Origin of the sequence: Microbacterium sp. (assembly GCF_017305435.1) — a bacterium.
Taxonomy (GTDB): Bacteria; Actinomycetota; Actinomycetes; order Actinomycetales; family Microbacteriaceae; genus Microbacterium.
The window spans coordinates 42830-61026 of record NZ_JAFKIP010000002.1 but is presented as its reverse complement, the minus strand read 5'-3'; the positions used below and the strand labels follow the sequence as shown (position 1 = coordinate 61026).

The window sequence follows — 18197 nt, the reverse complement described above, 5'->3', positions numbered from 1 at the left end:
CATGGCATCCACCGTCGCTCAGGCCGCGACGCCGACCCGGCCGTCCTCTCCCCGGCGGGCCCGCTCCGGCGGGACCCGTCGGGGAGAGGCGGCCGCGGGCTGGCTGTTCGTGCTCCCGGTCATCCTCATCCTCGGCACGTTCCTGCTGGTCCCCGTGCTCATGGCGCTCTGGGTCAGCTTCTCGGATTGGTCCGGTCGCGGCAGTCCGCTCTCGCCCTCCGTGGGCTTCGTCGGGCTCGACAACTACGCCGCCATCACCACGAAAGGCGGCCTGCCCACCCGCGATTTCGGCATCGCCCTGCGCAACAACGCCTGGTACGTCCTCCTGGTCGTCCCGCTCCAGACGGCCCTGTCGCTGTTCCTGGCGGTGCTGGTCAGCCGCCGCATCCTGCGCAGCCGCGGCTTCTTCCGCACCGCCTTCTACTTCCCGTCGGTGACGAGCTCGGTGGCCATCACCGTGCTGTGGCTCTTCCTCTTCTCGTTCGCCGGACCGGTCAACGCGATCATCGCCGGACTCGGCGGCACCGGGCCGAACTGGTTCAGCGATCCCCGCGGCATCGTGCAGGTCGCGCTCGGCAAGCTCGGGCTGAGCACCGGGCCCGACGCGCTCACGGGCAACGGCTTCCTGGGCGTCTCGTGGTGGGAGTGGATCGCCGGCCCCTCGATCGCGATGTCGGCGCTGATCCTCATGGCCGTCTTCACGACGAGCGGCACGTTCATGCTGCTGTTCATCGCCGCGCTGCAGAATGTCGGCTATGAGCTGACCGAAGCCGCGATGATGGACGGCGCGAACGCCTGGCAGCGGTTCTGGCGGATCACCCTTCCCCAGCTGCGCCCCACGCTGTTCACGGTGATCACGCTCGGCCTGATCGGCTGCTGGCAGGTGTTCGACCAGATCTACACCGGTACGCAGGGCGGACCCGCCAAGACGACGGTCACGCCCGCCTACCTCTCCTACACGGCGGCCTTCCAGAACCAGAACTGGGGCATCGGGGCGGCGATCGCGTTCCTCCTGTTCCTCATCATCATCGCGTTCACGATCTTCCAGCGTTGGGTGCTGCGCGACCGGCCGGTGTCGCGGCGCCGCATCCGGGCGTATCAGCCACGACAGGCGCGCATCGGGAAGGAGGAGGTCCGATGAGCGCGACCGCTCTCACCGAGGTGGAGATCCAGGCGCAGACCCCGGCATCCCTCCCCCGCCGGCGCCGGCACCTCACACCGGGCCGTCGCGTCGGCCAGGTGGCCCTGTACGCCATGCTGATCGCGCTCGCGCTCGTCTACATCTACCCGTTCCTCGTCCAGGTGGCCACGTCGTTCAAGACGGAGCAGGAGGCTGCCGCCGATCCGATCTCGCTGCTGCCGCAGACCTTCACGGTGGCCGCCTACGAGCGCCTGTTCCTGCACAGCGATTTCCCACTGTGGTTCGCGAACTCCGCCATCGTGACCATCGTGGTCACACTGGGGCGCGTCTTCTTCGTGTCGCTCGCGGGCTACGCGCTCGCCCGCCTGCATTTCCGCGGGCGGGGGATCGTGTTCGCGGTCGTCGTGGGGGTCATGGCGGTGCCGACGGTGGTCCTGCTCATCCCGAAGTTCCTCGTGCTGAATCAGTTGGGCCTCTACGACTCGTACGCGGGCATGATCCTGCCGCTTCTCGTCGATGCCGCCGGCGTGTTCATCATGAAGAACTTCTTCGAGTCGATCCCCGCATCGGTCGAAGAGCAGGCGCGGATCGACGGCGCCGGCACCTTCCGGGTCTTCTGGTCGATCGTCCTGCCGATGGCGCGCCCCGCGCTCATCACGATCGTGATCCTCTCGTTCCAGGGATCGTGGAACGAGCTGAGCCACTTCATCGTCTCGACCCAGTCGCCGGACCTCACGACCCTGACGAAGGGCGTCGCCTCCCTGGCATCCGGTCAGCTCAGTCAGGGCACGCAGTATCCGCTCAAACTCGCCGCGGCGGCCATCATGACCATTCCGGTGGCCGTGCTGTTCTTCGTCTTCCAGCGGCGCATCATGAACACCAGTGAAGGAGCAGTGAAGGAATGAGGGCAGGACGCCAGCCGTTCCTCGACGACCGCACGATCGTGCTGACCGCGCCGACCCAGGCCTGGTCGGGCGGCGACGGCGACATGGGGTCCGCGCCCATCGACGGCGTGTACCACGGCGACACGCGGTTCATCCGCGCGCTCACGGTGACCTATGCCGGCGATGACGGCGAGTTCGAGCGTCCGGAATGGACCCGCACCACGGCTCCGACCGCCGCGCAGGCACGCTTCGACGGGCTGCTGCGCGGAGTCGACGACGGCTCCCCCGACCCGAAGGTGCGGATCGAGCGCGTCCGTGACGTCGGGATCGGGCGGATGTCCGAGACGCTCACGGTCCGCTCGCACCTCGCCGAGCCGGTCACCGTGCGCCTGCGTGCGAAGGTGGTGATCGGGTTCGCGCCGCTCCAGGACGTCAAGGCCGGAGCCGTATCGCACGATGACGCCCTCATCACGGCGACGGCGGACGGAGCCGTGGCATCCCGCGAGGGTGCGACGCTGTCGCTTCACGCGCCCGGCGCGCAGGTGCGAGTCGGTGATGCCGTCGTCCTCGACTGGACGCTGCCGATCGCTCCGTTCGGCGCCGCGGAGGCGTCATGGACCCTGGATCTCGACGACCAGCGGCTCGTCGTCCGCGGGGTCGAGGCGCCCGCGACCTGGGCTGCGCCCGCGCCGGTCGCCGGCGCCGACGCCCGCCTGGATCGCTGGCTGCACCGGGCGCTCGGAGACCTGGCGGGGTTGCGCCTGACCCTGCCGGACGCCCCGGACGACGTCTTCTTCGCCGCCGGGGCGCCGTGGTTCTTCACCCTGTTCGGCCGCGACTCGCTGTGGGCGGCCCGGCTGATGCTGCCGCTGGATGCCGATGTCGCGGCATCCACCCTGCGCGTCCTCGCGCGGCTGCAGGGCGCCGGGACCCACCCCGACACCGCGGAGCAGCCGGGCAAGATCATGCACGAGCTGCGCGCCGGCACTCTCGCGTTGCCGGGCGAGGGCATCGTCCTGCCGCCGCTGTACTACGGGACGGTCGATGCGACGCCGCTGTGGGTGTGTCTGCTGGCCGAGACGGCGCCCGACATGCCCGACGCGGACGTGCGCGCGCTCCTACCGCACCTCGAGGCCGCGCTCGGCTGGATCCTGGCCGCGGCGGGCGAGGACGGGTTCCTCGACTATGTCGACGAGACCGGCCACGGCCTGTCGAACCAGGGCTGGAAGGACTCCGGCGACTCGATCCAATGGCGCGACGGCGCGCTCGCCGAGGGCCCGATCGCGCTGTGCGAAGTGCAGGGCTACGCCTACGAGGCCGCCCTGGGAGGCGCCGCCCTGCTCGACCGATTCGGCCGCCCGGGCGGTGACGAGGTGCGGGCCTGGGCCGCGGGGCTCAAGCGGCGGTTCGACGAGCGCTTCTGGGTCACGACGCCCGAGGGGCGATATCCGGCCATCGCCCTCGACCGCGACGGTCGCGCCGTCGACACCCTGACCTCGAACATCGGACATCTGCTGGGCACCGGCATCCTCGACGAGGCCGACGAGGCCACTGTCGCCGCGCTGCTGGTGGAGGCGCCCATGGCATCCGGCTTCGGCGTGCGCACGCTGTCGACGGGCGCCGCCGGCTACTGGCCGCTGAGCTATCACGGCGGCAGCGTGTGGACCCACGACACCGCGATCATCGCGCGCGGCATGGCGCGGGCAGGTCGGCTCGACGACGCAACCGCGGTCGTGTCCGGCATGCTCGCCGCAGCCGAGGCGTTCGACTACCGCGTGCCCGAACTGCACGCAGGTGATGCGGCGACCGCGGTCTCGGCGCCGGCTCCCTACCCGGCCGCATGCCGCCCGCAGGCCTGGTCGGCGGCGGCCGCCGTCACCGCGTGGGAGGTGCTGAGCCGAGCCGCGCGCTGATGCGCAGGGTCAGTCGACCTTCGCGACCGTACCGCCGGTGAGCGCGACGAGCTCGTCGTAGGTCAGCGGGAAAACCGTGTGCGGGGTGCCCCCGGCTGCCCAGATCTCGGGGTACACGGCCAGCGCCTCGTCGACCACGGTGGTCAGCCGCGTCGGATGACCCGTCGGCGCGACGCCCCCGATCGCCTGACCGGTCGCCTCGCGCACCTGCTCGGGCGTCGCCCGCACGATGGGCGCGCGCCCGAGGCGCGCGGCGAGGGCCCCAGTATCGACGCGGTGCGCCCCGCTCGTCATCACCAGGAGCGGCTCGTCGTCCGACCAGAAGACGAGCGAGTTGGCGATCGCGCCGACCTCGACCCCGAGCGCCGCCGCCGCGAGAGCGGCCGTGGACGCGGCATCCGGCAGCACGACGATCTCCCCCGCGATGCCCGCGGCGCGCAGCGCATCCTGGACCAGCACGCTCCGGGGCGACAGATTCTCGACCATGGTGCAACCGTAGCGCCCGTCGCCGCGACAAAAGCAGGGCGGATCGCTGCACGGAGCGCGCGGCGGGGGCCGGTGCGTCGATGGGCCCTGCTTTTCGAACGCTGCCGACGCCCACCGCCGCGGGTGACACAATGGACGGCGGATGCCGCAAAGCCGCGACGTCCGCAGAGCACTGCCCACAAGGCACGCCGAAAGAGGACGCGATGACGCACACCCTGCCCCTGCCCGATCTCACGCACGAGCGCGTGGAGGTGACGACGGGCCCGCGCAGCGGCCTCGTGATCACCGTGGCGCTCCACTCGTCCGCGCTCGGCTCCGCCCTCGGCGGCGCCCGGCTGTGGACCTACCCGCACTGGAGCGACGCCGTCGGCGACGCCCTCCGGCTCTCCGCCGCGATGACGCTCAAGAACGCCGCCGCGGGCCTCGATGCGGGCGGCGGCAAGTCCGTCATCTGCCTGCCGCCCGGCACGACGCTCGACTCCGATCGCCGCCGCGCCGCCTTCCTCGATCTCGGCGACGCCGTCGAGCGCATGGAGGGTCGGTACCGCACGGCGGAAGACGTCGGCTCGACCACCGACGACATGCTCACGGTCAGCGAACGCACGAACCACGTCGTGGGGCTCCCCGACTCCGCGGGCGGGTCCGGCGAGCCGGCCGGACCGACGAGCCTCGGTGTCTACGAGGCTCTGCGCGCGACGCTCGACCGGCTCGACGACACGACGGGCTCGGATGCCGCGGTCGCCGGCCGGCGCATCACGATCTCCGGTCTGGGTCAGGTGGGCAGCCGCCTCGCGGTCCGGCTCGCCGCCGAGGGCGCCGCCCTCACGGTGACCGACGTCAATCCCGCGAAGCGAGACCTCGCCGCCGAGCTCGGCGCGCACTGGGTCGACCCCGGCACCGAGCACCTCATCGCCGCGGACGTCTTCGTCCCGGCCGGCATCGGCGGAGTGCTGGACGACGAGGTCATCGACGCCCTCGCCGCCCGCGCCGTCTGCGGCCCGGCGAACAACCCGCTCGCCGCGCGCAGCGGCGCCGATCGCCTCGCCGCGCGCGGCATCCTCTATGCGCCCGACTTCGTCGTGAACGCCGGCGGCGTGATCTACCTCGACCTCGAGGCGAAGCGCCTCGGCAGCCGCGCCGAGATCATGGACCGCGTCGCCGGCATCGGAGACGTCGTCCGCGGGATCTTCGACGACGCCGAGAACCACGGGATCACGCCGCTGGATGCCGCGGAGCAGCGCGCCGCCGCACGCCTGCGCGCCGCGGCGGCGACGTCCGCGCTCGTCTGACGGCGCCCGCTCACGCCCGTCCGACGACGTGAACGACGGACCCGGTGCCACAAAGAGTGGAACCGGGTCCGTCGTGATGTCAGGATGGTGCCACCCGGCATCGTCGCCGGGAGGCCCGCGCGACACCTCGGCAGCCGAAGCCGTCGCCGCGCCGGCCACACCGCCGTCGAAGGAGACCGCCCGTGTTCACCAGCCCGTTCCCCGACATCGAGATCCCCGCGACGAGTGTCTACGACGACCTGTTCGGCGAGCTGAGCGCGGACAACGCCGCCCGCATCGCGCTCATCGACCCGTCGACCGGCGTCGAGACGACGTACGGCGCGCTGAAGGCGCAGATCGATGCGTTCGCCGGGGCCCTCGCGGCGCGCGGTGTCGGCGTCGACACCGTCGTGGGCCTCCTCTGCCCCAACGTCCCGGCGTTCGCGACGGTCTTCCACGGCATCCTGCGCGCCGGCGCGACGGTGACGACACTCAACTCGCTCTACACGCCGGGCGAGATCCAGAAACAGCTGACGGATGCCGAAGCCACCTGGCTCATCACCGTGAGCCCGCTCCTCCCCCAGGCTCAGGCCGCCGCGGATGCCGTCGGCATCCCGGCCGATCATGTCATCGTCCTCGACGGCACCGCCGAGGCGACGCCCGGCCATCCGAACCTGCCCGAGCTCCTCACCGAAGGGCGCACACCGCCGGAGGTGTCTTTCGACCCGGCGACGCATGTCGCCGTCCTGCCCTACTCGTCCGGGACGACCGGCATCCCGAAGGGCGTCATGCTGAGCCACCGCAACCTCGTGGCGAACGTCGCGCAGTGCCGCATCAACATCGACCTCCAGACCAGCGACCGCGTCCTCGCCGTCCTGCCGTTCTTCCACATCTACGGCATGACGGTGCTGCTGAACCTCGCGCTCAAGCAGCGCGCGAGCCTCGTCACGATGCCGAAGTTCGACCTGGTCCAGTTCCTCGACAACATCCAGACCTACAAGTGCACGTACCTCTACATCGCGCCGCCGATCGCGGTCGCCCTCGCGAAGCATCCGATCGTCGACCAGTACGACATCTCGACGGTGCACACGATCTTCTCCGGTGCGGCTCCCCTCGACGGCGAGACGGCGGAGGTCGCGGGGCGGCGCCTGGGAGCCCGCATGATGCAGGGCTACGGCATGAGCGAGCTCAGCCCCGTCTCGCACGCCATGCCGTACACGCGCCACGACATCCCGGTCTCGTCGGTCGGCACGATCCTGCCGAACATCGTCTGCAAGCTCGTCGACACCGAGACGGGCGAGGAGATCACCGAGATCGGCGAGGACGGGCAGACGCGGCCCGGCGAGCTGTGGGTCAAGGGTCCGAACGTCATGCTCGGGTACCTGGGCAAGCCCGATGCGACGGCGGAGACGCTGGATGCCGAGGGCTTCCTCCACACGGGCGATGTCGCCGTGTACCACGAGGGCGGGTACTTCTCGATCGTGGAGCGGGTGAAGGAGCTCATCAAGTACCACGGCTACCAGATCGCGCCGGCGGAGCTCGAGGCGCTGCTGCTGAGTCACCCGAAGGTGTTGGATGCCGCGGTCATCGGCGTGCAGGGCGAGGACCACGAGGAGATCCCGAAGGCGTTCGTCGTGGCCGCGCCCGACTCCGGTCTCACGGAAGAGGATGTGAAGGCCTTCGTCGCCGAGAACGTCGCGCCGTACAAGAAGGTGCGGCGGGTGGAGTTCATCGACCAGATCCCGAAGTCGACGGCCGGCAAGATCCTGCGCAAGGACCTGCGGGCGCGGGAGGCGGCGGGAGCGGCCGCACAGGAGGCGGCGCAGTAGGCCCCGCGCTCGGCGGCATCTGCGCGAAACATCCGCCTGGTAGGACGGAGGACATGACCGGCTCAGTCACCCTCACCGGCGCCTCCGTCATCGTCGAGCGCTTCGACGACCCCGCTGCCGACCGCAACGGCACCCTGGTCGTTCAGGACGGGCGGGTCGCCGCGGCGGGGTCGCCGTCTCCGGCAGGCGAGGTCCTCGACGCGGAGGGGGGCATCGTCACCCCCGGCCTGGTCAACGCGCACCACCACCTGCTGCAGTCGGGCTTCCGCACGCTCCCGGGCACTCGAGGCGTGCCGATGCGCGACTGGCTGCCGGCGATGGCCGCCGCCTACGCCCGCGCCGGGATCGACGCATCGCTGGTCGGTGCGACCGCCGGGGTGGGGCTCGCCGAATCGCTCCTGTGCGGAGTGACGACGGTCGCCGACCATCAACTCAACTGGCCCGACCCGGGCGCGGTGGCCGACCCGATCGGGAACACCGTGGCCATCGCGCGCGCCGTCGCCGCCGCCGCCACCACGCTCGGCGCTCGGCTCGTGTTCGTGCGGGGCTCGGCGCGCGATGATCCGGATGCCGCCGCCGACAGCGCCGAGGCGATCGTCCGCGCCCTTCTTCCCGCGGATTCCGCGAGCGGAACGAGCGCCGACGGCATGCTGCAACTGGCCGTCGGGCCCGCCGGCGTCCACTCCGACTCCGCGGAGACCTTTCGCGCGCTCGGCGCGGTCGCCCACCGCCACGGCCTGCGCCGCCGCACCCAGGCGAACGAACAGGTCGACACGGAGATCGCGCTCCAGCGATACGGCCGCCGGCCGCTCGATCTGCTCGAGGACTGGGGGTGGCTCGAGTCGGACGTGACGATCGCCCACCTGTGCGACGTCACGGACGACGAGATCGCGCGGCTCGCCACCGCCGGCGTCAGCGCCACGCATGCCCCGGGCTGCGACGTCCCGATGGGGTGGGGCGTGAGCCCGGTGCGTCGAATCCGAGACTCGGGCATCGCCGTCGGACTCGGCACATCCGGGGGCGGCTCGAACGACGCGGGCCACCTTCTGGCCGATGCCCGCCTCGCGATGCAGGTGTCCGGACTCGTGGGCCCGGTGCTGACGGCGCGCGACGTGCTCGCGATGGCCACCTCCGGAGGCGCAGCCGGTCTCGGTCGAGCCGATCTCGGCATCCTGTCCCCCGGCGCAGCGGGGGATTTCTGCGTCTGGGATGTCTCCGGCGTGGCCGACGCCGGAGTCGCCGATCCGGTCGCAGGTCTGGTGTGGTCCCATCCGGGGCGGCGGCCGCGGCACGTCGTCGTCGCCGGGCGCGTCGTCGTCCGCGACTACCGGCTGGTCACCGCCGACGAGGCCGCCCTCGTCGCGGCCCTTCGGGACCGGACCGGCAGGTGATCCCGCGCCGGGTCAGGCGTCGAGCACGATGCGCGGGCAGGCCGCACGCGAGACGCACACCATCATGACCGCGCTGTGCTCACGCTCCAACGGGGTGAGCACCGAGTCGCGGTGCTCGATCTCGCCTTCGACCACGGGGACCTCGCAGGTGCCGCACGTGCCGCGACGGCAACTGGAGAGCACGGTCGCGGCAGGGCTCTGCTCCTCGATGGCCTCGAGCACCGACTGATCCGGGCGCACGGTGACGACGTCGCCCGTCATCGCCAGTTCCACCTCGAACGGCTCGGGCCAGATCGGCGCTCCGTACTCGATGGCCTCGAAGCGCTCGACGTGCAGCAGGTCCGCGCGACCGGCGGTCGCGAACACCTCATCGAGGGCGGCGATCAGCCGTGCCGGCCCGCACGCGTAGACCGGCGCGCCGTCCGCGGCAGCCTCCGCCAGCGCGGCGACATCGAACCGCGTCCCCGCATCGGCCGGATACAGCCGCACGCGCCCGACGCCGGCGTCGAGGGCGCGCAGCTCGTCGACGAAGGCCATCGTCGAGAGCGAGCGCCCGGCGTACTCGAGCGTCCAGTCTGCGCCCGCCCGCGCCGCGGCTCGCACCATACCGAGAATCGGCGTGATGCCGATGCCGCCGGCGACGAACCTCAGCGTCGCGCCGGGCACGACCTCGCACGCGAAGTGGTTGCGCGGTCCGCGCACGCGCAGACGCTGGCCCACCTGCACGTCGTCGTGGATCCGCACCGACCCCCCGCGCCCGGCATCCTCGCGCAACACCGCGACGCGCCACGTCGAACGATCGGCCCCGTCGCCGCAGAGGGAGTACTGACGCTCCACCCGCTCCGCCGCGGGCAGCCGGCTGTCCGAGAGGATCAGATCGACGTGCGATCCGGGCTCCCACGTGGGGAGGTCGCGTCCGTTGTGCGCGACGAGGTCGAGCGCCAGGATGCCGTCGGCCAGCGCGGTGCGGGCGGCGACCACGAGGTCCCGTTCGACGTCGCTGAAGTAGCTCATGGGTCCCACTCTCTCTGCTGGGGCGGGGCGTGCCCGACGACGAGCGACGCCCGGCCGTGCTCTTCGCGCGGATTTAACACGGCCGCAATCCTGACAAGCCCGGCAGGAAACACTCCGGGCGTTTACTGATTCTCACCCGATGTTGGCCATACCAACAACACCAGTGCTCGCCGACACAGCCATCACCCCGTGAGGAGGACGATCGTATGGATGCCGAACTCCTCGAACCGGGTCAGCGCGTCGCCGCTCTCACGGGACTGACGCCCACCGGTGCGATCGGTGAGGTCCTCGCCTTCGCCGACGGCCGGGTGATCGACGCACCCGCACGCGGTGGCGTCGGCGAATCCGTCGACGCCACCGGCTGGATCGCCCTGCCTCCGCTGGCCGATCTGCACGCCCATCTCGACAAGGGCTACACCTGGACCTCATTCGGTCAGCCGGAGGGGTCGCTCGACGACGCGATCGCGTGCTGGATCGACCACGGGGAGGATCACAGCTACGCCGACATCAAGCGAGGGGCACGCCGCCACCTCATCGCAGCGCTGCACGCCGGCGTCACCGCGGTCCGCTCGCACACGAACTATCACCTCGGCGACGACCCTCTCCGCGGCGTGCGAGCCCTCGTCGAACTGCGCGCGGAGTTCGCGGGCATCGTCGACCTGCAGGTCGTGGCGAGCCCCGGCCCCTCCGACGGACCGGACGACCTGGGCCGGGCGGCCGTCGCACTCGGCGTCGACCTCATCGGCGGCTTCCCCCATCTGGCAGAGGACCCGACGGCCGACCTCGAGCGCGCCGCCGCGTTCGCCGAGGAGTTCGGGCTCGGCATGGATCTGCACACCGACGAGACGCTCGATCCGACATCGACGGGGCTCGCCGAGCTCGCCGCCCGCACGCGGCACTGGCCGGCCGATGTCATCCGCTCCGCCGGTCACTGCGTGAGCCTGTCGACGCAGGATGCCGAGGTCCGCGCACGCACGCTCGCCGCGGTCGCCGAGGCGGGGGTCTCGATCATCACGAACCCGCTGACGAATCTCTACCTGCAGGGCTGGGAGCACCCGGTGTCCACTCCTCGCGGCATCCCACCCCTGCGCGATGTGCTGGCAGCCGGCATCATCCTCGCGGCCGGCGGCGACAACGTCCAGGATCCGTTCAATCCGCTCGGCAACGCCGACATGATCGACGTCGCGTCCGCTCTCGTGATCGCCGGGCATCTGAGTCCCTCCGAGGCGTGGCAGGTCAGCTCGACCGGCGGGCGCGCGGCCTTCGGACTGCCCCCGGCCGACGGACGCGTCGACGACGTCGCCGATATCGTGCTCGTCCGCGCTGCCCACACCGCCGAGGCGCTCGCCGAGCGCGCGCCGGATCGCATCGTCATCCGGGACGGGCGGGTCATCGCCGTCCGCCGTCGCGTCGTCGGCTCCGTCCTGGATCTGCACCCGCTTCCGGTCTCGCCCTCCACCCCGACCTCCGAGGGAGCACTGATATGAGTACTGCCACAGCCGACACGTTCGCCGGTTCCGCCCCGTCGTCGGACGGCGCCGGCACCGCGCCGACGCTGTCCTTCACCGACGTCGCGAAAGTGTTCGCCACCGGCACTCGGGCCCTGGAGGACGTGTCCATCGACGTCCGCCCGGGCGAGTTCGTCTCGGTCGTCGGCCCCTCCGGCTGCGGCAAGTCGACGCTGCTGCGACTGGCGGCCGGTCTCGACGGCGCGACCGAAGGCACCGTCGACGTCCGCGCCGACACCACGAGCTTCGTCTTCCAGGAGGCGACGCTGCTCGAGTGGCGCAGCGCGCAGCGCAACGTCGAGCTGGTCGGCGAGCTCGCCGGGGTCGGGGCCGCCGAGCGCCGCCGCCGCGCGGCGGAGGCGCTGGAGCTCGTCGGGCTGAAGGGGTTCGAGAATCAGCACCCCCGCTCGCTGTCGGGCGGCATGCGCATGCGCGTATCGATCGCCCGCGCCCTCGTGGCCGAACCTCAGCTGGCGTTGTTCGACGAACCCTTCGGCGCCCTCGACGAGATCACGCGTCTGAAGATGCAGACGGAGCTGCAGCGCCTGTTCCAGCTCAAGGGCTTCGCCGCGATGTTCATCACTCACTCGATCTCTGAGGCCGTGTACCTCTCCAGTCGTGTTCTGGTGATGAGCGGACGCCCGGGCCGCATCGTCGACGACATCGAGCTCCCCTGGTCCTATCCCCGATCGCCCGAGCTGCGCTACGAACCCGAGTTCGGGCGCATCGTCGGACACCTCTCGCACGCATTGGAGGCGCATTCGTGAGCCAGAACCTCGCCCTGAAGGCACCGCCGGCGCTCGCCGACGCGGCATCCAGCGCGGCAGTCCCGTCCGCGACGACGGCGACGGCAGCGTTCGCCGGGACGGCGACGGGTCGCCGTCCCCGCTCGGGCGGCCCCGGGGGCCTCGCCCGCGCCGCCTGGTCGCGCGCCCTGCCGATCATCGCGGCACTGCTCGGGATCATCGCGATCTGGTACGCCGTGTCGTACCTGATGCTGAGCGAGAGCCGCCGCTTCCTCCTCCCCCCTCCGCACCAGGTCCTGGCAGAGACCATCGGGAACGACAAGGTCATCGTCCCGATGCTCGCCGCGTTGGGTCAGACCATCGTCGTCGCCCTGATCGGACTCGCGATCGCCGTGGCCATCGGAATGGGCTGGGCGATCGTGATGTCGCAGTGGGGCCTGGCCGAGAAGATCCTGTACCCCTATGCGGTCATCCTGCAGACGATCCCGATCCTCGCCCTCACGCCGCTCATCGGCATCTGGATGGGATACGGCCTGCCTGCGCGCATCGTCGTCTGCGTCATCATCGCGGTGTTCCCGATGATCTCGAACACGCTCTTCGGGCTGCAGTCGGCGACGCCCGCAGCGCACGACCTGTTCACCCTGCAGAAGGCGACGAAGTGGCAGCGGATGACGAAGCTCATGCTGCCCGCCGCCATCCCCTCGATCTTCACGGGCCTGCGCCAGTCCGCCGGTCTCGCCGTCATCGGCGCGATCGTCGGCGACTTCTTCTTCCAGCAGGGCAGCCAGGGCATCGGCGGGTTGCTCCGCACGTACACGCTTCGCCTGAACATGGAGCCGCTCTTCCTCGCGATCATCTTCACGGCGCTGTTCGGCGTGATCGTGTTCTCGATCTTCGCCGCCCTCGATCGCCTCGTCGTCGGGCGTCTCTTCGGAGTCGCCACCCGCTGACCGGCGCCGCCGCGCTCCCCTCCTCTTCTCCCTCGCTCGTCCACCCGTAACGAGAACGCACCACCACAACGCACCACCCGTCTGTCCGCACCGCACCCACAGCCTTCCAGGAGGACACCGTGTCACAGCCCGCTTTTCTCTCCCGCCGTGTGATCGCACGCACCACCGCGATCGGCGTGCTCGCCGTGACGGCCGTCGCCGTCGCGGGATGCTCCAGTTCCGACGCGGCCGCTCCGGCCTCGACCTCCACCGCGACCCTCGCCGAGAAGGGCAGCTCCCTCGACCTCGCGAGCGTCTGCCCCGCGACGGTCGTCATGCAGCAGGACTGGCAGCCCGAGTCCGAGCACGGCGCCATGTACAACCTCGTCGGCGACGGCTACACCGTCGACACCGACAAGAAGACCGTGACCGGGCCGCTCGTCGTGAACGGCACCGACACGGGCGTGAAGATCGAGGTGCGCTCCGGCGGCCCGGCGGTCAACTTCCAGCCGGTCCCGGCGCTGATGTACCTCGACTCCGACATCCTGATCGGGGCCGTGAACACCGATGCCGCGATCGTCGCGAACGCGGACCAGCCCACCGTCGCGGTCGCCTCGCAGCTGACGTACAGCCCCCAGATCCTGATGTGGGACCCGGAGAGCCACGACGGGGCGACGACGATCAAGGAGGCCGCCGCGAACGGCGATCCGATCGTCACGTCCGGCGACGTGATCCCGAACCTCCTGCTGTCGCAGGGCATCATCACGCCGTCACAGATCGACACGAGCTACGAGGGCACCCCGCAGCGCTTCGTCTCCGACCCGAAGATCCTGCAGCAGGGCTTCGCGACGGCCGAGCCCTACATCTACAAGAACGAGATCCCGCAGTGGGGCAAGGAAGTGGGCTACCAGCTGCTGTCGGAGCTCGGCTACAACATCTACCCCGAGCCGCTCGCGGTGCGCGCAGCAGACGTCGCCGACCAGGCGGACTGCCTGAAGAAGCTCGTGCCGATCATGCAGCAGTCGCAGATCGACTTCCTCGCGGCGCCGGAGCACGGCAACGCCGTGATCCTCGACCTCGTGGAGCAGTACAACACCGGCTGGACCTACTCGGAGGGCGTGGCGGAGTTCTCGGTGGAGCAGCAGAAGAAGCTCGGCCTGGTCGTCAACGATGAGGCGTCGGGCGTATTCGGACAGTTCGACCCGAAGCGCGTGGCCTCGATCGTCTCGGACTTCACGCCCTTCCTCGTCACCGCCGGAAGCATCACGCAGGCGGCGGCGACGGCAATCGATCCGTCGTCGCTCTACACGAACCAGTTCATCGACACCTCGATCAAGATGGACTGACGTCCCTCGGCGGAACGCCCTGCTCCCCCGCGGAGCAGGGCGTTCCGATGTACGAGGCGCATGTGGGTGCGCGGCTCGCGCGGATGGGCGGGCGAACCGACCCGCTGGACGGGAACGGACGCTCAGAGCGTCTTGGTGACGCGCTCGGCGCACGCGTCCAGACGCGCGGCTGCCGCATGCGCCTCATCGAGGGCGGCCTGCAACCGGTGTGCCGTCTCAGCGTCCGCACCCGCCTCGATGGCGCTGGTCACGTTGCAGCGGATGTTGACGGCGGTCGAGCGGATGCCGCAGGCCAGCATCCGCGCCGCGACGGCGACATCCGGTGCGAGGCGCGGCTCACCAGCGTGCTCCAACCAGGCGAGCGTGCCCTCGAGACCTGCGGCGATCGCGACCAGTGCGGCGCCGGACTGCGCCGCACGCACGGTCGCCTCGCGCACGGCGCCATCCCGGCCCGCGTCATCGAGCGGACGCCGGAAAGCCGCGACCAGTGCCGCCGACATCCGGCCGTCGTGCTCGGCGCCGATCAGCGCCTCCCGCCGCGCCCGAGCGGCCACCTCGAGGGCCGCGTCGCGCTGTTCCCCCGGCAGCGCGTAGCCTGCCGCCATCGCTACCAGCGCGGCACCGGTCGCGATGACGACGCCCGCCGCCTCACCGCCTCCGGGTTCGGGAACGGGAGTGGAGAGTCGCTCCAGCCAGTCGTCGATGCGGGCAGCGGCGAGCGTCGAGGTGGGCATGCGCCCACTTTAGGGTCCGCGGCCGTGCATGGTCGGCCCGCGAGATCGACGCTCACGCGACCGTAACACCCGCGAAACGGCGGGCTTCTACAGTGGCACTGTTGGCTACACCAACATCCTGACGCCGCCCCGGTCGACGCGAGAGGAGCATCGATGACATCTCTGCACCTCCTGCGCGATGCGACGCGACGATGCCCCAAGCGGATGGTCTACGGCCCGTGCGGCGGAGTCTCGGCCGACGGCGGCTGCGAGGTGCCCGGCATCCGGTGCTCGTTCGCCGAAGACCCCGTGCTGCTGCGCGAACTGGATTTCTCCGCCGCCGACATCCAAACCCCGGACACCGCGCACGCGAGCGGCGATGCCCTCCCACCCTCACCACGGCGCGCGGCAGCCGCCGCCCTCGGCGACCTCGTCGCGACGGCACCGGTGATCACCGCCGATCTTCCCGTCCGGACGGTCGATCCCGCCGTCGTGGCGGATGCCGGCGCGCGCCTCGGCGCGATGACCGCGCTCACCGCGGTCATCGCGGGCGAGCCCCCGGGGCTGCGCGAGTCCCTCAGCCCGACCCACAAGGCTCTTCTCCTCGTGGCGGCGGGCGCCCGCGTGATCTCCGGCATCACCTGTCGCGACCGCAATCGCGTCGCGATCGAGGGCGAGCTCGCGGCCCTCGCCGATCTCGGCGTCTCGGGGATCCTCGCTGTCACCGGCGACCACCCGGCGACGACCGCGCTGCGTGACGCCGACCCCGTGTTCGACCTCGACTCGACGCGCGTCGCCGCCCTCGCGCGCCGGGCGGGCCTGTTCGTCGCCGTCGCGGAGCAGCCGTCGGCGCCGCCCGTCGACTACCGCCCGAAGCGCCTCGCACTCAAGGCGCGCGCGGGTGCGGAACTCGGCATCCTGAACCTCTGCGGAGACATCGCCGACATCGCGCGGTTCACGTCGGCCCTCGCGACCACGGCGGCGCCGGTGCCCGTGCTCGTATCGGTCCCCGTTCTCACCTCTGCGTCGAGCGCGCGGCGCCTGGCATCGCTGCCCGGCGTGAATCTGCCGCCGAGCATCGTCGCGGCCGCGCTGGCCGCCCCCACGGACCCCGGCGCCGGTATCCGTGCCGCCGTCGACTGGGCCGGGCGCGCTCTCGGCCTCCCGGGGGTCGTCGGCGTACACCTGTCCGCCGTCGTCGATGACGAGGATGCCTCGGGGATCGCCGCTGTCGATGCCCTCGCCGCTGCCGCCACGGCGATTCGCGACACCCTCCGACCGAGGACTGCCGTCCTCGCTGCGCCGGAGGAGCGATGATGTCGCCTCCTGCAGCCGCCGCCCGGCCGACCGGCCGTACAGCGGGGTGCCCGAAGGCGATGGCCTACGGGCCGTGCGGCGGTGTCAACGGGGACGGGACCTGTGAGATCGACCCGACGCCCTGCGTCTTCCTGACGCGCGACCTCCCGATCAGATGGAGCGGCGCCGCAAGCGCGCCTTCGGCGGCGGACGATCAGGTGACGACTCTCGCGGGACGGGAGATCCTGGACATCGCGAGGCGCCGCCCGCTCGTGTACACCGGTTTTCCGGTTCGCGCCCTGCGCTCGGACCTCATCTGCGCCACGGCGGACGCTCTCCTCGGCAGCGCCGATGCCGTGCTCTCCGGTGATGCGGGGCTCTCGCGGACGCAGTTCCCCCCGTCGTATCGCGCCGCCCTGATCACCGCGACGGGACTGCGACTGTGGATGGGTTTCAACGCCCGAGATCGCAACCGCACCGCGCTCGATCGAGAGCTGTCGTCGTTGCGCAGTCTCGGAGTGGCCGGCGTGCACTGCGTCACCGGCGACCACACGCAGACCGGGGATCGACCCGACGCCCGACCGGTCTTCGATCTCGAGTCGACGACGATGCTCCCTCGCGCTGTGGAACTCGGACTGCTGACCTCCTTCGCGGAGTCTCCGGCAGCTCCACCGATCGCCGAGCGTGGCGGTCGGGTCGCCGAGAAGGAGCGCGCCGGCGGTCGCCTCTGTCTGACGCAGTACGCCGGCGACGCCGACGAGGTCGCCGACTTCATCGCCCTCTGTCGCGCGGCGGGGGCGAGCGTCCCCGTCCTGCCCGGGGTCCCCCTCGTCGTCGATCAGAACGGGGCCGCCCTCTTGGCCTCTTTTCACGCCGCGAAACTCCCGCGCGGCTTCGTCGAGCGTCTGTTCGCCGCACGCGACGTCCGCGCCGAGGGCATCCGCCTCGCGATCGAGTACGGTCGCGCACTCCTGGAGACGGGCATGGTGGGCGGGCTCGTCATCGCGGGCGGCGCACGCCCGGGCGCAGAGTCCGAGTACGCGGCCGACCTCGCCACGGTCGCACGAGAACTCGGCGGTGGCTCATGAGCGCCCGTTCACCGCGCTCCCGCGCTGCCCTCCTTCACGATGAGAACGCGGACCGTCTCCTCCTCGTGGGTGCGCCAGCGGTGCCGGATGCCGCCCTGGTAATACACCGCGTCCCCCGCCGCGAGGGCGAACTCCTCGTCGTCGAGCGAGACGATCAGGCGACCCTCGAGCACGTAGACGAACTCCTCCTCGTCGTGCACCCACCAGAGATCGTCCGTGAAGGTCCCGGACATCACCATCGGGACGAAGCGCGGGTGATCGCGAGCGAGGACCCGTACGGGGCTGCCGCCGGCATCCAACGGCGTCGCACCCTCCGCTCGGAAGACATGGAACGTTCCGGGAGCGCGTGGCGCGGCATCCGCATCGTCCGTCAGGAGGGCCTGTTGCGTGGTTCCGAGCGCCTGCGCGACGCGGAAGAGCGACGTCATGCTCATGCGCTCCAGTCCGCGCTCCACCTGGCTGAGGAACGAGTGCGACAGTTCGGCCTGGCCGGCGACCTGCGTGAGCGTCATGCCGCGGCCGTTGCGCAGCGCCCTGATCCGAGCGCCCAGCGCGCGAGCCGCAGAGGCTGCCGCGTCGTCCTCGACGCCGCCCGACCCCGCAGCGCCACGGCGCGAGGAGGGGGCATCCGACATGAGTGAAGAC

Annotated in this window: 16 protein-coding genes; 12 read left to right on the top strand and 4 right to left on the bottom strand. The window is 71.2% G+C overall.

The genetic code is table 11. The annotated features are described in order from the left end of the window. The first annotated feature begins 1 nt into the window (after position 1). The 3 genes from J0I43_RS00320 to J0I43_RS00310 are packed head-to-tail and all read left to right on the top strand — an operon-like array spanning position 2 to position 3938. The gene (locus J0I43_RS00320; RefSeq protein WP_292857235.1) at positions 2 to 1141 is read left to right on the top strand and encodes a carbohydrate ABC transporter permease; all 1140 of its coding nucleotides are present in this window, start codon (positions 2 to 4) and stop codon (positions 1139 to 1141) included. Continuing rightward, complete coding sequence (locus J0I43_RS00315; RefSeq protein WP_292857232.1) at positions 1138 to 2046, top strand: carbohydrate ABC transporter permease; 909 nt, start codon at positions 1138 to 1140, stop codon at positions 2044 to 2046. The genes J0I43_RS00320 and J0I43_RS00315 overlap by 4 nt, the downstream gene beginning before the upstream one ends. Then, positions 2043 to 3938, top strand: coding sequence for a glycogen debranching N-terminal domain-containing protein (locus J0I43_RS00310; RefSeq protein WP_292857229.1), 1896 nt, complete (start codon positions 2043 to 2045; stop codon positions 3936 to 3938). The genes J0I43_RS00315 and J0I43_RS00310 overlap by 4 nt, the downstream gene beginning before the upstream one ends. A gap of 9 nt (positions 3939 to 3947) precedes the next feature. On the opposite strand, the gene J0I43_RS00305 is transcribed toward J0I43_RS00310, so the two are convergent. After that, entirely contained in the window at positions 3948 to 4424 is a 477-nt protein-coding gene (locus J0I43_RS00305) for a YbaK/EbsC family protein (RefSeq protein ID WP_292857227.1), read from the bottom strand. A 203-nt stretch (positions 4425 to 4627) separates the two neighbouring features. On the opposite strand from J0I43_RS00305, the gene J0I43_RS00300 reads away from it, so the two are divergent. From J0I43_RS00300 to J0I43_RS00290, 3 genes are all read left to right on the top strand, one after another. Next, the gene (locus J0I43_RS00300; protein WP_292857224.1) at positions 4628 to 5713 is read left to right on the top strand and encodes a Glu/Leu/Phe/Val dehydrogenase family protein; all 1086 of its coding nucleotides are present in this window, start codon (positions 4628 to 4630) and stop codon (positions 5711 to 5713) included. Positions 5714 to 5895: 182 nt separating this feature from the next. Beyond that, on the top strand, positions 5896 to 7521 hold the full coding sequence (locus tag J0I43_RS00295; RefSeq protein ID WP_292857221.1) for an AMP-binding protein: 1626 nt from the start codon (positions 5896 to 5898) through the stop codon (positions 7519 to 7521). Between the two features lie 53 nt (positions 7522 to 7574). Then, positions 7575 to 8912, top strand: coding sequence for an amidohydrolase family protein (locus J0I43_RS00290; protein WP_292857218.1), 1338 nt, complete (start codon positions 7575 to 7577; stop codon positions 8910 to 8912). A gap of 12 nt (positions 8913 to 8924) precedes the next feature. Here J0I43_RS00290 and J0I43_RS00285 read toward each other — a convergent pair whose 3' ends face one another. Further along, positions 8925 to 9926, bottom strand: coding sequence for a PDR/VanB family oxidoreductase (locus J0I43_RS00285; protein ID WP_292857215.1), 1002 nt, complete (start codon positions 9924 to 9926; stop codon positions 8925 to 8927). 206 nt (positions 9927 to 10132) lie between these two features. Between J0I43_RS00285 and J0I43_RS00280 the strand changes: the two genes are divergently transcribed. The 4 genes from J0I43_RS00280 (at position 10133) to J0I43_RS00265 (ending at position 14455) form a co-directional block, all read left to right on the top strand. Further along, complete coding sequence (locus J0I43_RS00280) at positions 10133 to 11413, top strand: amidohydrolase family protein (protein ID WP_292857212.1); 1281 nt, start codon at positions 10133 to 10135, stop codon at positions 11411 to 11413. Next, on the top strand, positions 11410 to 12201 hold the full coding sequence (locus J0I43_RS00275) for an ABC transporter ATP-binding protein (RefSeq protein WP_292857209.1): 792 nt from the start codon (positions 11410 to 11412) through the stop codon (positions 12199 to 12201). The genes J0I43_RS00280 and J0I43_RS00275 overlap by 4 nt, the downstream gene beginning before the upstream one ends. Next, the gene (locus J0I43_RS00270; protein WP_292857207.1) at positions 12198 to 13130 is read left to right on the top strand and encodes an ABC transporter permease; all 933 of its coding nucleotides are present in this window, start codon (positions 12198 to 12200) and stop codon (positions 13128 to 13130) included. Before J0I43_RS00275 ends, J0I43_RS00270 begins: the two co-directional genes overlap by 4 nt. 119 nt (positions 13131 to 13249) lie before the next feature. Beyond that, positions 13250 to 14455, top strand: a complete 1206-nt coding sequence (locus tag J0I43_RS00265; RefSeq protein WP_292857204.1) for a hypothetical protein — start codon at positions 13250 to 13252, stop codon at positions 14453 to 14455. Positions 14456 to 14577: 122 nt separating this feature from the next. Here the strand turns inward: J0I43_RS00265 and J0I43_RS00260 are convergent, their stop codons facing one another. Beyond that, positions 14578 to 15189 carry a cyclodeaminase/cyclohydrolase family protein gene (locus J0I43_RS00260; protein WP_292857202.1) on the bottom strand — a complete coding sequence of 204 codons (612 nt, stop codon included), beginning with the start codon at positions 15187 to 15189 and terminating at the stop codon, positions 14578 to 14580. Between the two features lie 153 nt (positions 15190 to 15342). Here J0I43_RS00260 and J0I43_RS00255 point away from each other — a divergent pair, with 153 nt between their 5' ends. Then, positions 15343 to 16485, top strand: a complete 1143-nt coding sequence (locus tag J0I43_RS00255) for a methylenetetrahydrofolate reductase C-terminal domain-containing protein (RefSeq protein ID WP_292857200.1) — start codon at positions 15343 to 15345, stop codon at positions 16483 to 16485. Further along, complete coding sequence (locus tag J0I43_RS00250) at positions 16485 to 17552, top strand: methylenetetrahydrofolate reductase C-terminal domain-containing protein (RefSeq protein ID WP_292857198.1); 1068 nt, start codon at positions 16485 to 16487, stop codon at positions 17550 to 17552. The genes J0I43_RS00255 and J0I43_RS00250 overlap by 1 nt, the downstream gene beginning before the upstream one ends. Positions 17553 to 17560: 8 nt before the next feature. Here the strand turns inward: J0I43_RS00250 and J0I43_RS00245 are convergent, their stop codons facing one another. Further along, positions 17561 to 18187: a helix-turn-helix domain-containing protein gene (locus J0I43_RS00245; RefSeq protein ID WP_292857195.1), complete on the bottom strand. Its 627-nt coding sequence runs from the start codon at positions 18185 to 18187 to the stop codon at positions 17561 to 17563. Positions 18188 to 18197 lie beyond the last annotated feature (10 nt).

Coding starts and splice junctions, on each gene's coding strand:
- J0I43_RS00310 (WP_292857229.1), top strand. CDS start 2,043: ATGAGGGCAGGACGCCAGCCGTTCCTCGACGACCGCACGATCGTGCTG.
- J0I43_RS00315 (WP_292857232.1), top strand. CDS start 1,138: ATGAGCGCGACCGCTCTCACCGAGGTGGAGATCCAGGCGCAGACCCCG.
- J0I43_RS00305 (WP_292857227.1), bottom strand. CDS start 4,424: ATGGTCGAGAATCTGTCGCCCCGGAGCGTGCTGGTCCAGGATGCGCTG.
- J0I43_RS00320 (WP_292857235.1), top strand. CDS start 2: ATGGCATCCACCGTCGCTCAGGCCGCGACGCCGACCCGGCCGTCCTCT.
- J0I43_RS00285 (WP_292857215.1), bottom strand. CDS start 9,926: ATGAGCTACTTCAGCGACGTCGAACGGGACCTCGTGGTCGCCGCCCGC.
- J0I43_RS00275 (WP_292857209.1), top strand. CDS start 11,410: ATGAGTACTGCCACAGCCGACACGTTCGCCGGTTCCGCCCCGTCGTCG.
- J0I43_RS00300 (WP_292857224.1), top strand. CDS start 4,628: ATGACGCACACCCTGCCCCTGCCCGATCTCACGCACGAGCGCGTGGAG.
- J0I43_RS00260 (WP_292857202.1), bottom strand. CDS start 15,189: ATGCCCACCTCGACGCTCGCCGCTGCCCGCATCGACGACTGGCTGGAG.
- J0I43_RS00280 (WP_292857212.1), top strand. CDS start 10,133: ATGGATGCCGAACTCCTCGAACCGGGTCAGCGCGTCGCCGCTCTCACG.
- J0I43_RS00250 (WP_292857198.1), top strand. CDS start 16,485: ATGTCGCCTCCTGCAGCCGCCGCCCGGCCGACCGGCCGTACAGCGGGG.
- J0I43_RS00290 (WP_292857218.1), top strand. CDS start 7,575: ATGACCGGCTCAGTCACCCTCACCGGCGCCTCCGTCATCGTCGAGCGC.
- J0I43_RS00255 (WP_292857200.1), top strand. CDS start 15,343: ATGACATCTCTGCACCTCCTGCGCGATGCGACGCGACGATGCCCCAAG.
- J0I43_RS00245 (WP_292857195.1), bottom strand. CDS start 18,187: ATGTCGGATGCCCCCTCCTCGCGCCGTGGCGCTGCGGGGTCGGGCGGC.